The 17,586-nt window shown below is 69.7% G+C and carries 13 protein-coding genes and 2 pseudogenes; 8 read left to right on the forward strand and 7 right to left on the reverse strand.

Going from position 1 to position 17,586, the window contains the following annotated elements; all coding sequences use genetic code 11:
- Positions 1-18: 18 nt before the first annotated feature.
- Positions 19-1,182 (reverse strand): xylose isomerase, encoded by a 1,164-nt coding sequence (gene xylA / locus M6G08_RS30065; protein ID WP_272590257.1) that lies wholly within the window; start codon positions 1,180-1,182, stop codon positions 19-21.
- A 172-nt stretch (positions 1,183-1,354) separates the two neighbouring features.
- On the opposite strand from xylA, the gene xylB reads away from it, so the two are divergent.
- The 5 genes from xylB to exaC all read left to right on the forward strand — a co-directional run bounded on the left by xylB (position 1,355) and on the right by exaC (position 8,164).
- Positions 1,355-2,800, forward strand: a complete 1,446-nt coding sequence (gene xylB, locus M6G08_RS30070) for a xylulokinase (RefSeq protein WP_272590258.1) — start codon at positions 1,355-1,357, stop codon at positions 2,798-2,800.
- Between the two features lie 144 nt (positions 2,801-2,944).
- Positions 2,945-4,159 (forward strand): ROK family transcriptional regulator, encoded by a 1,215-nt coding sequence (locus M6G08_RS30075; protein ID WP_272590259.1) that lies wholly within the window; start codon positions 2,945-2,947, stop codon positions 4,157-4,159.
- A 303-nt stretch (positions 4,160-4,462) separates the two neighbouring features.
- A complete protein-coding gene (locus tag M6G08_RS30080) occupies positions 4,463-5,113 on the forward strand; it encodes an N-acetylmuramoyl-L-alanine amidase (protein WP_272590260.1) in 651 nt (216 codons plus the stop codon).
- A gap of 130 nt (positions 5,114-5,243) precedes the next feature.
- Positions 5,244-6,494, forward strand: a complete 1,251-nt coding sequence (locus tag M6G08_RS30085) for a GAF domain-containing protein (protein ID WP_272590261.1) — start codon at positions 5,244-5,246, stop codon at positions 6,492-6,494.
- A gap of 146 nt (positions 6,495-6,640) precedes the next feature.
- Positions 6,641-8,164: an acetaldehyde dehydrogenase ExaC gene (gene exaC / locus M6G08_RS30090; protein WP_272590262.1), complete on the forward strand. Its 1,524-nt coding sequence runs from the start codon at positions 6,641-6,643 to the stop codon at positions 8,162-8,164.
- Positions 8,165-8,325: 161 nt separating this feature from the next.
- Here exaC and M6G08_RS30095 read toward each other — a convergent pair whose 3' ends face one another.
- Entirely contained in the window at positions 8,326-8,709 is a 384-nt protein-coding gene (locus M6G08_RS30095) for a hypothetical protein (protein ID WP_443048988.1), read from the reverse strand.
- A gap of 161 nt (positions 8,710-8,870) precedes the next feature.
- Here M6G08_RS30095 and M6G08_RS30100 point away from each other — a divergent pair, with 161 nt between their 5' ends.
- Positions 8,871-9,695 carry an MBL fold metallo-hydrolase gene (locus M6G08_RS30100; RefSeq protein WP_272590263.1) on the forward strand — a complete coding sequence of 275 codons (825 nt, stop codon included), beginning with the start codon at positions 8,871-8,873 and terminating at the stop codon, positions 9,693-9,695.
- A gap of 146 nt (positions 9,696-9,841) precedes the next feature.
- Positions 9,842-10,595, forward strand: a pseudogene (locus M6G08_RS30105) (transposase family protein).
- Positions 10,596-10,710: 115 nt separating this feature from the next.
- On the opposite strand, the gene M6G08_RS30110 reads toward M6G08_RS30105, so the two are convergent.
- From M6G08_RS30110 to M6G08_RS35935, 3 genes and pseudogenes are all read right to left on the reverse strand, one after another.
- Positions 10,711-11,316, reverse strand: a complete 606-nt coding sequence (locus tag M6G08_RS30110; RefSeq protein WP_272590264.1) for an SMI1/KNR4 family protein — start codon at positions 11,314-11,316, stop codon at positions 10,711-10,713.
- 5 nt (positions 11,317-11,321) lie between these two features.
- Positions 11,322-13,943 carry an RHS repeat-associated core domain-containing protein gene (locus M6G08_RS30115; protein ID WP_524540353.1) on the reverse strand — a complete coding sequence of 874 codons (2,622 nt, stop codon included), beginning with the start codon at positions 13,941-13,943 and terminating at the stop codon, positions 11,322-11,324.
- Positions 13,944-13,945: 2 nt separating this feature from the next.
- Positions 13,946-14,473: pseudogene (locus tag M6G08_RS35935) on the reverse strand (amino acid permease); the annotation flags it as partial.
- 1,061 nt (positions 14,474-15,534) lie between these two features.
- Here M6G08_RS35935 and M6G08_RS30125 point away from each other — a divergent pair.
- Positions 15,535-16,323 (forward strand): OBAP family protein, encoded by a 789-nt coding sequence (locus M6G08_RS30125; RefSeq protein WP_272590267.1) that lies wholly within the window; start codon positions 15,535-15,537, stop codon positions 16,321-16,323.
- A gap of 5 nt (positions 16,324-16,328) precedes the next feature.
- Here M6G08_RS30125 and M6G08_RS30130 read toward each other — a convergent pair whose 3' ends face one another.
- Together M6G08_RS30130 and M6G08_RS30135 are read right to left on the reverse strand one after the other, a co-directional pair.
- Positions 16,329-16,742 (reverse strand): SgcJ/EcaC family oxidoreductase, encoded by a 414-nt coding sequence (locus M6G08_RS30130; RefSeq protein ID WP_272590268.1) that lies wholly within the window; start codon positions 16,740-16,742, stop codon positions 16,329-16,331.
- Between the two features lie 34 nt (positions 16,743-16,776).
- The gene (locus M6G08_RS30135) at positions 16,777-17,556 is read right to left on the reverse strand and encodes a YqjF family protein (RefSeq protein WP_272590269.1); all 780 of its coding nucleotides are present in this window, start codon (positions 17,554-17,556) and stop codon (positions 16,777-16,779) included.
- Between the last annotated feature and the right edge of the window lie 30 nt (positions 17,557-17,586).

Consider the following 17,586-nt stretch of genomic DNA (forward strand, 5'->3'; position numbering starts at 1 on the left):
GGTGCCTGGACAGACGCGTCAGCGGGCGCCGAGGAGGTGGTCCATGGCGAGCTGGTCCAGGTGCTCGAAGGCCATACCGCGCGCGGCGGCCGCGTCCACGTCGAAGGTGTCGTAGGCGCTCGGGTCGGCCAGCAGGGCGGCGAGGCCGTCCTCGGCGGTCGGACGGGCCAGCTCGTCCAGCCGGGCCGCCGCGAGGGCCTCCTGCACCTGCGGGTCCGCGCGGAAGGCCGCCGCCCGGTCCTTGAGGATCAGGTAGTTGCGCATGCAGCCGGCCGCCGACGCCCACACACCGTCGAGGTCCTCGGTCCGCGGGGGCTTGAAGTCGAAGTGCCGCGGACCCGCGTAACCGGCCCTCTCCAGCAGGTCGACGAGCCAGAACGCGGCCCGCAGGTCGCCCGCGCCGAAGCGCAGGTCCTGGTCGTACTTGATGCCCGACTGGCCGTTGAGGTCGATGTGGAACAGCTTGCCCGCCCACAGCGCCTGCGCGATCCCGTGCGGGAAGTTCAGTCCCGCCATCTGCTCGTGGCCGACCTCGGGGTTCACGCCGTACAGCTCCGGGCGTTCCAGCCGCTCGATGAAGGCCAGAGCGTGTCCCACCGTCGGGAGCAGGATGTCGCCGCGGGGCTCGTTCGGCTTCGGCTCGATCGCGAACCTCAGGTCGTAGCCCTGTTCGGTGACGTACTCGCCCAGCAGGTCGAAGGCCTCCTTCATCCGGTCCAGGGCGTCCCGCACGTCCTTGGCCGCGCCGGACTCCGCGCCCTCACGGCCGCCCCAGGCGACGTACACGCTCGCGCCCAGTTCCACCGCGAGGTCGATGTTGCGGATCGTCTTGCGCAGCGCGTACCGGCGCACCTCCCGGTCGTTCGCCGTGAACGCGCCGTCCTTGAACACCGGGTGCGTGAACAGGTTCGTCGTCGCCATCGGCACCTTCATGCCGGTCGCGTCCAGCGCCTGCCGGAACCGCTTGACGTGCTCCTCGCGCTCGGTGTCGCTCGATCCGAACGGGATCAGGTCGTCGTCGTGGAAGGTGACCCCGTACGCGCCCAGCTCGGCCAGGCGGCGCACCGACTCCGCCGGGTCCAGCGCACGCCGGGTGGCATCGCCGAAGGGATCCCGGCCCTGCCAGCCGACCGTCCACAAGCCGAACGTGAACCTGTCCTCGGGAGTGGGCTGGTAGTTCATTCCGCGGCTCCTCACTCGCTGCCGACTATTTCGTCATGGCGCTTTACAAATTAGTATGCACACACGCTCCTGGGAAGGGACAAGGCGTCCCCGAAGGAGTGGTCGAGGCAGTCAGCCAGTCCAGGCAGTCCAGTCAGATCCCGCAGAGAGCCGCGGAAGAGGGAGAAACCCGATGTCAGCAGCCGAGGGACCGCTCGTCGTCGGCGTGGACACGTCCACCCAGTCCACCAAGGCACTGGTCGTCGACGCGGCCACCGGCCAGGTCGTCGCGAGCGGCCAGGCACCCCACACGGTGTCCTCAGGGGCCGGCCGCGAGAGCGACCCGCGTCAGTGGTGGGACGCTCTCCGCGAGGCCCTGCACCAGTGCGGTGACGCCGCGCGGGAGGCCGCCGCGGTGTCCGTCGGCGGTCAGCAGCACGGGCTCGTCACACTGGACGCCCGGGGCGAGCCGGTGCGCCCGGCCCTGCTGTGGAACGACGTGCGCTCGGCCCCGCAGGCCCGCCGCCTGATCGAGGAGCTGGGCGGCCCCGAGAGCTGGGCGGAGCGCACGGGCAGCGTGCCCAGCGCCTCGTTCACGGTCACCAAGTGGGCCTGGCTGGCCGAGCACGAACCGGATGCGGCCCGTGCGGCGAAGGCGGTACGGCTCCCCCACGACTACCTCACCGAACGGCTCACCGGCGAGGGCACCACCGACCGCGGCGACGCGTCCGGCACCGGCTGGTGGGCTTCCGGCACGGAGGCCTACGACGAGGAGGTCCTCGCACACGTGGGCCTCGACCCGGCGCTGCTGCCCCGCCCGGTCCGTCCCGGCGAGGTGGCCGGAACCGTGCGCGACGGCCACGGCCTGCCCTTCTCCAAGGGCACCCTGGTCGCCGCCGGCACCGGCGACAACGCGGCCGCCGCGCTGGGCCTCGGACTGCGCCCGGGCGTCCCGGTGATGAGCCTGGGCACCTCGGGCACCGTCTACGCCGTGTCGCGGCACCGCTCCGCCGATCCCACCGGCACCGTGGCCGGATTCGCCGACGCGCGCGGCGACTGGCTGCCGCTGGCCTGCACCCTCAACTGCACGCTCGCCGTCGACCGCGTCGCGGCCCTGCTGAGCCTGGACCGGGAGGCCGTCGAGCCCGGCACCGACGTCACGCTCCTGCCCTACCTGGACGGTGAGCGCACACCGAACCTGCCGCACTCCTCCGGTCTTCTGCACGGGCTGCGTCACGACACCACCGCCGGCCAGCTGCTCCAGGCCGCCTACGACGGTGCCGTCCACTCGCTCCTCGGTGCGCTCGGTCTGGTCCTGGACGCCGACGCGGACCCGAACGCGCCGCTGCTGCTGATCGGCGGCGGCGCGCGCGGGACCGCCTGGCAGCAGACCGTACGGCGGCTGTCGGGACGGCCCGTGCAGATCCCCGAAGCCAGGGAGCTGGTGGCACTCGGCGCCGCCGCACAGGCGGCCGGCCTGCTGACCGGCGAGGACGCGGCGGCCGTCGCCCGCCGTTGGAACACGGCCGCCGGGCCGGTGCTGGACGCCGTGGAACGGGACGAGGCGGCGCTGACCAGGATCTCCGGGGTACTCTCCGACGCGGCACCCCTGCTGGAGCGGGGAGTGGGCTCCGGCTGAGGACGCGACTGTCCAGGCGGCGCGGGCGTCGCCCGACGACCGTCGCGGGCCGCCCCGGCCGGGTGCCGTCGGCAGCGCACGGCGACGGCACCGAAGGCGTGACCGAACGGACTACGGAGAGACCGACCAAGGACTGACGGAGGCATGACCGCACCGCCGCACGAAGCCCACAGCCACCCGGCCCGTCCCGGGCGGGCCCTGCCGGACACCCAGCAGGGCATGCGCCGGCGCAACCTCGCCCGTGTGATGCACACCGTCAGCGCGGAGGGCCCGCTGTCGCGGGCCGCCGTGGCCTCCCGGATCAAGCTGACGCGTGCGGCGGTGTCGACCCTGGTCGACGAGCTCATCCGCACGGGACTCCTGGAGGAACTGGGCCCTGAGCGTCCCGGCCGCGTGGGGCGGCCCGGGTCGGCGCTCGCCGTCAGCGAAACGGGGCCGGCCGGCATCGGTGCGGAGGTCGGTGTGGACCACCTCGCGGTCTGCGCGGTCGACCTGCGCGGCAGCGTGCGGGCGCGGGTGGTGCGCCACGGCAGCAACCGGGGCCGCTCCCCGGAGCCGGTGCTCGAACAGCTCAACGGCCTGGTGCGGCAGGTCGTCTCCGAGACCGAGGCCGAGGGACTGTGGCCGGCCGGGCTCGCACTGGCCGTGCCGGGACTCGTGGCGCGCGACGCCCGTACCGTCGTGCACGCCCCGAACCTGGACTGGCACGACACGGACCTGGGCCCGCTGCTGCCGGAACACCTGCCGCTGACCGTCGGCAACGAGGCCAACTTCGGCGCGCTCGCCGAACTCTGGCTCGGCGACGGCACCCCGCGGGACTTCCTGCACGTCTCGGCCGAGATCGGCATCGGTGCCGCCGTCGTCGTCGACGGGCGCCTGCTGCGCGGCACCCGCGGCTTCGCGGGCGAGCTGGGCCACGTGCCCGTCCGGCCCGACGGGCCGGAGTGCGCCTGCGGCGGACGGGGATGCCTGGAGCAGTACGCCGGCCAGAAGGCGGTCCTGCGCGCGGCCGGTCTGGAGCCGGGCGAGGACCGGGTGGGCATGCTCGCGGAACGTGCGGCCGAGGGGGACGAGGCCGTACGGCGTGCCCTGCGCGAGGCGGGCACGGCACTCGGCATCGCGCTGACCGGGGCGGTCAACCTGCTGGACCCCGAGGGTGTGGTGCTGGGCGGAGCGCTGGCCGGGCTCGCCCCCTGGCTGCTGCCGTCACTCAACGACGAGCTGGCCCGGCGCACGGCGGGCCCGGTGTGCCCGGTCTCCGTGTCGGAACTCGGCTCCCGGGGGCCGTTGCTGGGCGCCGCCCACTCGGTGGTGCGGGGCGTCCTGGACGATCCGGCGGTGGTGGCGGAACGGGCCTGAGCCCGAGCCGGGCAGCACACCGTTCCCTCGCGGCGCGAAACACCGCGACCTCCGCCTCCCACCCTTTCCTCACTCGTTCGAGTGAGCGCAATGTCCACAAGGCGGCGGCTGTCCACGGAACGGCGCGGCGCTCTTCTGCGCAATCCCCGCTGCCCGTACGGTGATTCACGCGGACGCACCCGGCGCGACGAACGGCGGACCACGTCCGCGTCACCGATCACCTCGCCCCACTCGGCGGCCGTCGCGCCGCCCCCCCCCTCCCCCCCTCACCGGGCCGAGGCCCCCACGACGAAAGGTCAGTCCATGGAAAGGGAAAGGACAGCCGCCCCAGTACCGACCAGGCGGCGCCTGCTGCAGGGCGCCGCGCTCGCCACCGTCCCGTTCGCCCTGTTCTCCGGCACCCGTGCCGCGGCGCACTCCGGCACCGGCGCACAACCCGCGTCCGACCCTCACCCGAACCCCCGTGCCGCCGAGTACCCCTCCGTCGAGTGGCAGCCGGCGAGCACGTCCAACTACACCCGGTCGACCCGTCCCTCCGCCTACCCCGTCGATCACGTCGTCGTCCACGTCACGCAGGAGACGTACGCCGACACCCTCGCCATCTTCCGCAACCCGGACAGGCAGGTCTCGGCGCACTACGTCGTCCGCTCCTCGGACGGGCACGTGGCGCAGTGCGTCCGCGAGGCCGACATCGCCTGGCACGCGGGGAACTGGGACTACAACACCCGCAGCATCGGCATCGAGCACGAGGGGTGGGTGGACCGGCCGGAGTACTTCACCGACGCCATGTACGAGCAGTCGGCCCGGCTCACCGCGGCGATCTGCACCACCTACGGCATCCCCAAGGACCGCGAGCACATCATCGCGCACCACGAGGTACCGGGCAGCGACCACACGGACCCGGGGCCGCTGTGGGACTGGACCCGCTACATCAGACTGGTCAACTTCGCCTGACAGAGCCGGTTCCCGGCGGAAAGCCTCAGCGGAGGGCTACATTCGGGTGATCGGACCGGTCGAAGTGGTTGTCCGCTCCCGTCCACGGAGTGACGATGGCCCCGTCGCGACACCTTCCGGGGAGGCCGAGTTGACTGATGCGTGGCTGGCTCTGGAACCGGGGGCCGACCCTGTCGAACGCGCCCGGACCCTGCGGCGGGCGCACGAGGCCTTCACCGAGGCGGGTACGGTGCCGCGGCCCGTGCGCCCCGTGGTGGCGGAGTCCTGGCGACGCTCGGTCCGGGCCGGTGTCGGCCCGGACGGTACCGCGAGCGTGGAGCTCATGGAGGACGACCTGGGCGCCTACCGGGCCGAGCATCCACTGGCGCGGGTGATGCCGCTGATCCGGGAGCTCCTCGGGACCTTCGCCGCCGACGGCGAGCACTTGCTCGCGGTCTGCGACGCGCACGGCAGACTGCTGTGGGTCGAGGGGCACCCGGCGACCCGGCGCCGGGCGGGCCGGATGAACTTCGTGCCCGGCGCCCGCTGGGCGGAGTCGGCGGTGGGGACGAACGCCCCGGGCACGGCGGTGGCCGTCGGCCGGCCGGTCCAGGTGTTCACGGCCGAGCACTTCATCCGCCGGGTCCAGCCGTGGACGTGCGCGGCGGCTCCGGTGCACGATCCCCGCACCGGACGGGTGCTCGGCGCGGTGGACATCACCGGCGGAAACGGCCTGGCGCACCCGCACAGTCTGGGCTTCGTCCAGGCGGTCGCGCGTGCCGCCGAGTCTCAGCTGGCGCTGCTCGCCCCGGAGCCCTCCGCTGCCGAGGGGGCCGAGCTGACCGCGTTGGGCCGCGACGAGGCGCTGCTCACCTCGGGCGGCCGCGGAGTGCGGCTGAGCCGGCGGCACAGCGAGATCGTCGTGCTGCTGGCCCACCACCCGGAGGGCCTCACCGGTGACGAGCTGCTGTGCGCGTTGTACGAGGACGAGTCGGTGCCGCCGGTGACGTTGCGTGCCGAACTCGCCCGGCTGCGCGGCATCCTGGGCCCCGGCCGGCTGGTGTCCCGGCCCTACCGGCTGACGACGCCTGTCGAGTCCGACGCCACGGTGGTCGAGCGCCGCCTGCGGTCCGGTGCCGTGACGGCGGCGGCGACGGCGTACGCCGGTCCGCTGCTGCCCGGCTCCCGGGCCCCGGCGGTCGCGCGGCTCAGGCGCCGGCTCGCCGACGGGCTGCGCGCCGCGCTGATCGCGTGCGGCGATCCCGACCTGCTGGCCGACTGGGCGCACTCCCCGTGGGGCGAGGACGACCTCGACGTCTGGCGCGCCCTGGCCGCGGTCCGGCCGACGGCCGCGGCCCGGTCCCGGCTCGCAGCGCTGGAGTCCGAACTGACGGCCCCGTAGGACGTGATGGCCATGGGCCGACCGGGCGCGGCCCGGTAGCGGGCGCCTGCCGCCGCGGACGCAACCTGTCCGCAACGTCCCGCTGCCTAGCCTCGCGCGCAGAGCTGTCCAACGGCGGGCGGCACTCGACGAGGGAGGCAGACAGGATGACCCGTTACGCGGCGCCCGGCACCGAGGGCGCGATCGTCTCCTACCAGTCGCGCTACGACCACTTCATCGGCGGCGAGTACGCGCCGCCGGCGCGCGGGCAGTACTTCGAGAACCCGTCGCCGGTGAACGGCCGGCCGTTCACGGAGGTCGCGCGCGGTACGGCGGAGGACGTGGAGAGGGCGCTCGACGCGGCGCACGAGGCGGCCCCGGGCTGGGCCCGGACGTCGGTGACCGAGCGCTCCGAGGTCCTGCTGAAGATCGCCGACCGCATGGAGGCGAACCTGGAACGCCTGGCGGTCGCCGAGAGCTGGGAGAACGGGAAGCCGGTGCGCGAGACGCTCGCGGCCGACATCCCGCTCGCCGTCGACCACTTCCGCTACTTCGCGGGCGCGATCCGCGCCCAGGAGGGCTCGCTCGGCGAGGTCGACGAGGACACCGTGGCGTACCACTTCCACGAGCCGCTGGGGGTCGTCGCGCAGATCATCCCGTGGAACTTCCCGATCCTGATGGCGGCCTGGAAGCTCGCTCCCGCCCTCGCCGCCGGCAACGCGGTGGTCCTGAAGCCCGCCGAGCAGACTCCCGCCTCGATCCACTACTGGCTGAGCCTGGTGGCGGACCTGCTGCCGCCCGGCGTCCTGAACATCGTCAACGGCTTCGGCGTGGAGGCGGGCAAACCGCTGGCGTCCAGCCCGCGGGTGGCGAAGGTGGCGTTCACCGGGGAGACCACCACGGGGCGGCTGATCATGCAGTACGCCTCGGAGAACATCAAGCCGGTCACCCTGGAGCTCGGCGGCAAGTCGCCCAACATCTTCTTCGACGATGTCTGGGACCGGGACGACGACTTCCGCGACAAGGCGCTGGAGGGCTTCACAATGTTCGCCCTCAACCAGGGCGAGGTGTGCACCTGCCCGTCCCGGGCGCTGGTCCAGCGCGGCAACTACGCCGACTTCATGGCGGCCGCCGTCGCCCGCACCGAGCTGATCAAGCCGGGCCACCCGCTGGACACCGACACGATGATCGGCGCCCAGGCCTCCAACGACCAGTTGGAGAAGATCCTCTCCTACCTCGACATCGGCCGGCAGGAGGGCGCCAAGGTGCTCACCGGCGGCGAACGCGTCGAGCACGAAGGAGAGCTCAAGGGCGGCTACTACGTCCAGCCGACGGTCTTCGAGGGCCACAACCGCATGCGGATCTTCCAGGAGGAGATCTTCGGCCCGGTCGTGTCGGTCACGTCCTTCGACGACTTCGACGACGCGATCAAGACCGCCAACGACACCCTGTACGGTCTCGGCGCCGGGGTGTGGACCCGCGACATGAACACCGCCTACCGCGCGGGCCGCGCGATCCAGGCGGGCCGCGTCTGGACCAACTGCTACCACGCCTACCCGGCGCACGCCGCGTTCGGCGGCTACAAGCAGTCGGGGATCGGCCGGGAGAACCACAAGATGATGCTGGAGCACTACCAGCAGACGAAGAACCTCCTGGTGTCGTACTCACCGAAGAAGCTGGGCTTCTTCTAGAGACCCCAACAAGGGTGCCTGACCAGGCAACTTGCCTCGTGAGGCACCCTTGTCGCACTCAGTCTGAGTCGCGAAGCGAATTTCAACCTAACCCCTGATTTGTCCCACCCGTCTCCCACCTCCGACCAGCTGTTCCGGGGCATTTCCGGGCCAAGCCCGGACTAACGCGCAGCAGCATCGTCCCCGCGCTCGTCCCACCTCCGCATGGAGTCCTCGATGAGTCGGTTCGCACGATGACGCGCCTCGGCGAGGAATTTGGCGTAGTAGCGGAAGAGCACCTGAATGCTCTGCCCTGCCCGACGCGCGCACTCGACCCCGGAGGCCAGCCAGAAGGAGACACCTGCGTGGCGCAGGTCGTACGGCCGCTGCGCGAGTTCGAGGGCGAGCTCGTCCAGAGTCAGCGCCGCCTCACGCGCTCGGTGCCACGTTGTGCCGTACGCCGCGGCGTCGACGAGGGGTGCGGGGATCAGGCCGTCGGGTTCGAGGAGGACGTGCCGACCGGTGTATGCGCGGCGGACGTCCGGTTTGCACTGAGTCTCCTCCAACCTGAAGCCCCATCTCCGGGTCCTCAGCTGACTCGGGCTGGCCCCTGAAGAAGCCTCCGTGGACGGTCTCGCCGCAGAGTCGCCATCACGCGCCCCGTCCGGTTGTGTTGATGTGCGCCAGACCCTCTGGCAGGGTGCGGACATCAAACGGGGAGGGACCCATGCTGAAGCAAGTCGTCGACGGCGTGCTGATCCACCAGAGTGAGTTGCTCGAGAACAACACCGTTGTCGTACAGGGCAGGGACGGCGTGCTACTCGTAGACGCCGGGATTACCGGTGCCGAAATGACCTGCCTGGCAAACGACCTTCGACAGCTGGGCCGGCCCGTGGTGGCAGGGTTCTCGACGCATCCTGATTGGGATCACGTGCTCTGGCACGCCGAACTCGGCGAAGCACCTCGTTACGGCACAGCCCGCTGCGCGGACTTCATGCAGGATGTGTTGTCGAACGCGGACTGGAAGGCCGGCGTCGCTGAGGGGTTGCCGCCGGAAATCGCCGAGGACACACCGCTCGACCTGTACGGCCTGATCACTGGTCTGCCTGCTGAAACTGCGCAGCTTCCCTGGGACGGCCCCAAGGTGCGAATCATCGAGCATCCGGCGCATGCCCAGGGCCATGCGGCCCTGTTGATCGAAGAACGCCGAGTTCTCATCGCCGGCGACATGCTCTCCGACGTCTTCGTTCCCATGCTCGACGACACCGTTGAGCCGATTGAGGACTACCTGGTCGGGCTGGAGCTGCTCGAGGGCGTAGCGGACGACGTCGATGTCGTCATCCCCGGACATGGCTCCCTCGCCAGGGATGAGGAGGTACGCGCCAGGATCAAACTGGATCGCGCGTACGTGGAGGACCTACGTGACGCCCGGGTGTCCAGCGACCCGCGGGTCGTATCGCCCAAACCCGGCTGGGAGTGGGCAAGCGACATCCACGAAGGGCAGGCTCGAAACCTCGCCCGACGAAGCCAGCGCGACGGGACGCCCGGCTAGCACGCTGCTTCCGCCGCAAGACGCCCCTGTCTGTGAGCCTCTTTAGCGCTGGCAGCGCTAAACGTCTCGGACTGTCGTGCGCAACGACGAAGCTCCTGGTAGATGGATTCTCGACCAAGATCACCCGTGTTCGCCAGGAGCTTCGCGTGATTGTCTATCCATCCTCTATCGACTTGTCCACCAGCACCTTGCGGTTCTTGGCCAGAGAACTGAGGGCCAGGCGCCGGAACATCGGGACGCGGTGGCGGCGGCTTCCCGTGGCACGTCAGGCCCTACTCGCCCTGGCCCACCTGCGGTGCGGTGACACCTACGCCCAGCTCGCAGCGGGGTTCGGCATCGGGATCGCCACCGTCTACCGCTACATACGTGAAGCCATCGAGGTTCTGGCCACCCTTGCCCCGACCTTGACCCAAGCGATGAAGACCATACGGACCAAGGCGTTCGTCATCCTCGACGGCACCCTGCTGCCCATCGACCGCATCGCCGCCGACACCCCGTACTACTCCGGGAAACACAAACGCCACGGCATGAATGTTCAGATTCTCACCGATCCGTTCGGACGGCTGCTCTGGGCCTCGCCGGCTCTGCCCGGCTCGGCCCACGATCTGACCGCCGCCCGGCAGCACGGGATCATCGACGCCCTCGCCGCAGCGGGGCTCAGGTGCTGGGCGGACAAGGCGTACCAAGGAGCCGATGGGCACGTCCGGGTCCCGTTTCGGCCGTCGCCTCAAGCAGTGGAAGCGCCGCCACAACACCACCCACGCCATGATCCGTTGCCTTGGCGAGCAGGCCATAGCAACCCTCAAGGGCTGGCGACTCCTGCGGAAACTCCGCTGCAGCACCAACCGCATCACCAACGTCGTGAAGGCAGTAGTCGTCCTTCACCACGCATCAGCGTGAGGTTGGACAACGCTCAGTGATCAACTTGTTGGCCCCGTAGCCGAGAGCCGCACACCCGGCGCCCACCCCGGTGGCAGCTCTGCCGGCAGCTGCGCTTCCCTTCAGCAGCGCGCACTTACATCCCACGCGGTGGGCCGTACCGGGTCTCGGGCCGCTCCTCCGGAGACATGGGCAAATCCCTCAAGGCCACAGGACCTGGGTAGAAGGCGCTGCCGCCGGGGCCAGTCACTTCCTCGCCGATCAACCAGCGGAAGAGCCACTCCGCAAACGAGAATGAGTACTCGAAGAATTCACCCTCGCCGTTTTCGATGAAGAGGGATCCCTGCCCCACAGCACCCCGGGGCGCGTAGAAGACCTCTTCACCCCGGTCGGTGCTACAGATCGGAATCAGGCCGTCTGGGGTACCGAAGGCGAGATCGGGAGTACCGAGCGAGACGCGGGGGTCGCCCTCAGGCTCGCCTTCATCCCACTCAATTTGCGACCAAGCATGGGACGTGCTGCGGACACGCTCAGCGAGGTTCCAGCGTTCGGTCGCCGGATGGCTCAGAGAAAGATGACCGTTTACCTGGACAGGAGCGTAGGCGTCCACGATCTCCTTGAAGTCCTTCGGGAGGCTCACGCCCAGATCTTCCTCCAGCATGGTCCATGCTCCGGCATCCCGGTACCGCCATGACGGCTCGCCGAGCATCTGCAACACACGTTCCAGATAGCCATCTTTCATTCATGTCACCTCTTCGGGCAGTCGGCGCTGCCATGGGTCGTTCCGCCCTGCGGCGATTGAGTGATCACGCAGGGCTTCATCATGCCAGTTTCAATAGTTCCGTAGTTGTACTCGATTTGGGTGGGGATACCACTGCTGCTGTTGCCGTAGTGCGGGACAACAGATATGGCCAGGTGCTTGCCCGACTTGATGGCGTTTCTGATCTCCTTCTCCACGCCATGGTTGAGGTACGGGGTGTTGGTCTCCCTGTACTCCGCCACCAGGTTCCGCAGATCTATTCCAGAACCACTTGCTGCCGCGGGAATCAGATGGCCGTTGGCGGAAGCATGCCCCTGGGCCTCGATCTCATTCATTTCAGGAGGCTTCGTGGAACTGTTGGTGTTCGTTCCAGGCGCCTTCCGCCCCTTGTTGTAATCACTCAGATCCAATAGGCCGTATACCCCTGTTGCCCGACACTCATATCTCTTCTCGAAGCTGTCGTAGTAGCGCTCACGAGGCAGGTATACCGCATGCCCAGTCGGGCTCACACCAGGGCCAATATCACACTTGTTGTCACTGCGGCCGCGGCCATCGTTCTTCCCTCCGGGCTTGTTGACGGGCGCGGGCAATGCCTTGAGTGCTTGAGCTGGTGCGTACTGCTCCCCGCCGTCTGTGGTGTCGAGCATGTCAAGAGCACCGATGACCAACTGCCAGCCGTCTCCGGGTTCCCATCCACCGCGCTTGGGGTCCCAGTCCGGCTTGGGTATAGGTCGTGAGGGGGCTGGCTCCGGGTTGCGTCCATTGTTGGGATTCTGGTCGATGGGAGGCGGGGGAGGTGTGACGGTGCAGTTGCGGCTGCAGCCGCCTCCGCCGCCGCCTTGGCCTCTGGATGAGCCGGGGTATCCGACTGGGGATGCGCCGCCCCTGTTGCCGTTGCCGGTGTATACGAGTGCCCACTTGAATCCGGGCTGGCTGGGCCTTCTCGGGGTTCTACCGGTGCCATTGGGGTCGGGTCTGGTTATGCCACGCCATGCAGAGGTAACAGAGCTGTCCGACCACCCTTGGAGGGCGGTGCTGAGAATCATGCCCCAGGCACTGCGCTTCTTTCCCCAGCGCCAACCCCAGCTGGCTGCGCTCCAGAGCTGCCCCCAACCGCTGGAGGTATACCAGCCGCCGGAGCTGCCGCTGTAGGGCACTCTTGTGCGGCCGGGAGCGATGACGTCGTGACCGGAGGGGTCGATGTGGAGTAGCGGAGCCGCGATGCCGTATCCGTAGCGGTTGGCCCGTGCCGAGGGCGATGGGTTGAGTTGCCAGGTGTCGCGGGAGGCGAAGGAGCCGGTGCCGGGCTGGTACCAGCGGGCTGCCATGTTGACGTCGCCGTTGGCGGGGTCGGTCCAGCCGGACTGGTAGCGAAGGTCGGGCATGTCGCCGTCGGTGGCGGTGGTGGTGCCGAAGGGGCCGTAGGCGCTGGAGCCGGTGACCTGGAGGCCGTCGGTGGACAGGCCGGCGACGAGGTCGGTGTGCCGGTCGGTGAGCGACCACTGCGTGGTGGTGTCGTTGCTGCTGGCCAGCAGGGCACCGGCGGGGGTGCGGCTGTAGTTGGTGGTGCCGTCGTCAAGGAGGTTGTTGGAGCCGCCGTCGTAACGGAAGGTGGTGGTTCCGTGCTGGGCAACGCGGTCGAGGGAATCGTAGGTGTAGGTCGATGTGCCGTCGGTGATCTTGCGTTCGAAGGCGTCGAAGGTGAGTGACCGTGCGGTGGTTCCCGTGGTGACTGTGTTGAGGGTGCCGCGTGGTGTGTAGGCGTAGGTGGAGGAGCCGTCGGTCAGCAGGCGGTTGCGTGCGTCGTAGGTGGCCGTGGCGGTGTCGGCTTTGGTGCGGTTTCCGGCGGCGTCCCACGTGTAGTGGGTGGTGGTGTCGCCGTGGGTCCAGTAGGGCATGCGTCCGGCCTGGTCGTAGCCGTAGACGTGTTCTCCCGCTCCCGCGGTGCCGCTTGTGTCCTTCCAGGTGAGCTGGTCGTCCAGGTCGTAGGCGTAGGTGGTGGCCGTGATCTGGGTCTGCTCGTCGGGGGTGGTGACGATGTCGTCGGTGAGGCGTCCGAGGCTGTCGTAGCCGTAGCTGCGCCGGGCTGACTCGGTCCACTCGGTGGAGCCTTCGGGCTGGATGGCGTACTGCTCCATGAGGGGTCGGCCTGCGGCGTCCCACGAGTACCAGATGTCGGCGCCGGTCATTTCATTCCACAGCCACTCGAGCCGCCCGGCGGGGCCGTAGCCGTAGCTGGTGGTGTTCTTGGCGTCCGTGCGTTCGGTCATGTTGCCGTCGGCGTCGTAGGTGTAGCTGACCGTTCCGGAGGGGCCGTCCGCGGTGAGGAGCTGTCCGCGGTCGTTGTAGGTGTAGGTGTTGTGGCTGAGGGGGCCTGCGACGCCGACGGAGGTCAGCCGGCCGGCGAGGTCGTAGCCCAGGGTGCGGTCCGCGGTGGTCGCCTCGGCTCCGGTGCCGGTCTCGTGGATGAGGCGGCCGAGGCCGTCGTAGGTGCTCTGTCGTTTGACGCCGCCCGGAAGGTGTTCGGTGACGGCCTGGTCGGCCTTGTCGTAGACGGTGGTCCAGGTGCGGTCTGCGGCGTCAGGGTGTGCGGTGGTGGGTGGTTCGATGGTGCCGCCGAGATCGCCCCCAGCGTGGACTGTCCGCTGGCGTTGAAGGGGCCGAAGTTGTCCGGGTCGACGAACAGCCCAATGGTGGCCATGAAGATCAGCAGTACGAACTTCACCACGGTCGTGATCACCTGAAAGACGCCCGTGTTCCGCACGCCGGTGAGGTTGACGGTTGCGGGGATCCACAGTCCCACCAGGGCGATCAACACCGAACCGCCCACCTGGTGGCTGGTGTTGACGAACACTTCGACGTACCCAACCCAGGCCACCACGATCGCCGCGTTGCCGGCCCACGCGGTGATTCAGTACGACCAGGCGTTGAGGAACCCGGCGAACTCCCCGAACGCTTCCCGGGCGTACACGTAAGGTCCGCCGCTGGACGAGGTGCGCTTGGACAGCGCTCCGAACGTCATTGCCAGCGCCAGGGCGCCGACCGTGACCGCCGCGAAAGCCACGAGGGAGATCGGCCCGTACGGCGCGAGTGCAGACGGAAGCGCGAAGACGCCGGTCCCGATGATGCTGCCGATCACCAGGGCGGTGGCTGCCGGCAAGCCCAGCGAGGATTTCGCACTGGGACGGCGATCCGTGCCTGTCCCACCCGGGGACTCGGATTCTCTTGAGGTCGAGGGCATGGCAGCACTCCTGGTGTCGGCCGTTTTCAGCAGGCGAGTCGATCTATGACTGATCCTGCTGCGGCGTGAGCGCGCCGATCAGTGGCTACCGGTCCACCGACGAAGGCCGATGGTCCCTGTGATCGCTTCCGACCGGCCCACGGAACCGCGGTACCACTCGTGAATGCCCGCTCCTTTCGCGAGACGTCGGGGACTCGTCCTGATGCACGCCTGGTCGAGCGCAATTGCAAAGCACGCGCACCCCGGAAGCCTCACCGGAACGCGGACCGCATGAGGTGCCAACCACACCGTGCTTGCAAGCGCTGCCGACTACATGACGAAGCCGCGCCGTAGCGTTCCGGCGCGGCTTCGTCGTCCGCGAGATTCGTGCGGTGGTCCGTCAGAGCGGCTCGCGGCGGTGCCCCACCGATCACCCGCCTATCACACAGCGATCACGAACTGGGCGGCCCATACCCACCCAGGAAGCTCTGACCTGCACTCTTATGGCCGCCGTGGACTGGCGTAGACGTCCATAGACGGCTTCTACAACCTGTGCCATGTGGTACCGCACATGCGGCGACTCCCATCCGACGTCACCCTTTCAGCAAGATCCGGACCATACGCGGACCAACTGAGCCACGAAGGCTACCTTTTGCGCCATCACCACTGGTCAGGGGCGCGCAAGCGCTGTACCACCAGCAGACGAAGAACCTCCTGGTGTCGTACTCACCGAAGAAGCTGGGCTTCTTCGAGAGACTCGGACAAGGGCGCCTGACGGGGGAGAACGCCCGGCAGGCGCCTTCCTCGGCCCGCGAAGGAGTGTGGCCGACCGTCGTGAGGGCACCCTCCGCCCGGCGTGCGAGCCCGCCCAGCCACCCGTACCGGGGGAACGAGCCGGGGGTCCGACGCACGTGAGCGGCGCGAGCCCGGCGTGTCCCGGCGGGCCGTTACGGCCACCGGGCGCAGGGCACCCGGCGGCCATGGCATTCACACACGGAACGCACCGTTCGGGCGGCGTCGGCCGGGGACAGGCCGCAGCCCTCGGCATCGGTGCCGCGGCGGGCGTGACGGCCGCCGCCGGGCTCCTGCTCGGCCGCAAGGCGGCCACGATCGGCAAGGTCGGCAAGGGCCACCCCCTCAAGCACCGCGCGCTGGACCTGGCGGCCGGCGCGATGCAGCCGAAGTACCCGATCGACGCGATGAGCACCTACCTCAACGGCTTCCACATGTACGCCGACGACATGGGCAGGCAGGTGGAGGCCACGCACTTCTGCATCCATCTCCAGCACGACCTGCACCAGTGCGTGATCTTCGACCGCAACGCCCCCGACGCCCGGCTGATCGGCATCGAGTACATCATCAGCGAGGAACGCTTCCGCAGTCTGCCCGAGAACGAGAAGCGGCTGTGGCACAGCCACCACTACGAGGTGAAGTCCGGCATCCTCACCGCGCCCGGCATCCCCGACCTGGCCGAGCACGCCTACTTCGAGGACCTCGTGACCACCTACGGGAAGACCTTCCACACGTGGCAGTACGACCGCGACGACTTCCCGTACGGCATCCCGCAGCTGATGATGGGATTCACCGAGGACGGGCAGGCCTCGGACGAGATGGTGCGGGCGCGGGACGAGCGGCTCGGCCTCTCGACGGCCCGCAAGCGGCGCAACCGGGAGGACATCCCGATGCCGGAGGTGGCTCCCGGTGCCAACGCGTGGGAGAGCGGCCGGACGGTGCAGACACGCGTCGAGGAGACGGATCTCAAGCGCTGATCCGCTCAGCCGGCCAGCACCTCGGTGTTCTGGCCGGCGTGCAGCAGCCAGCGCCCGTCGTCCTGCCTTGTCATGACGTACAGTGGCGCGCCCTCCGTGTCGCCCTCGGCCGAGTGGTAGACCTGCCGGACCTTCACCGCCGCCACGTCGGGCCGCAGGAACTGCACGTGGACGGCCTCGTAGGTGACGTCGCCGTCCCACGTGGCGTTCGGCAGCACGGCGCGGGTGAAGTCGGCGATCGCGTCGAAGCCGAGGAGGACCTTGCCGTGGGCGGTCGTCCACAGCGCGTCCGGGTGGAAGAGGGCGAGGAAGCCTTCGGCGTCCTTGGCCCGCTGGGTGCGTTGGACGGTGGCCACGACCTGCCGGATCGCCTCGATGTCGGCCGCGGCGGCGGTGCTCTGTGCGGTGTCGGTGTTCATGCGGGCCAGCGTGCTACCTCGAGTCCGGTTGAGGTCAAGGGCCGAGGGGCAGGAGGGCGGCGGGCCGCGCGGGCCGGCCGAGGCGGACGCGCACGCCCGGCGAGTACAGCACGCTGACGGGGGCGGCGGTGGGGGTGGGGACCCCGGCGGTGGGGGTGGGGACCCCGGCGGCCGCCACCAGGTTCTCGTCGCAGGTGAGGAGCTCGGCGCCGTACAGGGGCCAGCGGGGGTGGTGGTTGGGCAGGTACGCCGCCCCGCCGGGGAACGCGTTGTGCATGCCCCAGCGGGCCGTGAGGAAGTGCTCCAGCCCCGTGGGCTCGCGGATGTGCTCACCGGTGCGGACGACGACGCGGCTGTACGCCCCGCGCGGGCCGGGCCATCGGCGGGAGCTCGTGTAGGTCAGAGTGTCACCGGCGGAGCGGACGCTCATGCGGGACCACACGTAGGGCAGCCGGAAGAGGAGGCGCCCCATCGCCACCGGGACCAGCCGCGAGGCGTCCATCGACCGGAAGACCACCCCGCGTCGGCCGTGGGCGTCTACCGAGTACAGGCGCACGTTGGTCTCCGGGAACGAGCCGAGGTAGGGCACCCCGGGCAGCCGGAACCAGCCGACCCGGTGCATCCGGAAGGCGACGAGTCCGACGTACGTCGGCCCGTCGTACGTGTCGGGGACGGTGCCGCGCGGCATCAGGTGCGCCACGGCGGCCGGCTCGACGGCCCAGTGGACGAAGGCCAGGTCGAGCCACTCCTGGGTGAGCAGCGGTGTCCTTGTCGGCTCGGGCGCGTCGGGAGTCACGGGGGTGGGCTTCTGCACGGCGCCAGAATGGCAGACGACCGGGACGGG

The organism is Streptomyces sp. M92, from assembly GCF_028473745.1.
Taxonomy (GTDB): domain Bacteria; phylum Actinomycetota; class Actinomycetes; order Streptomycetales; family Streptomycetaceae; genus Streptomyces.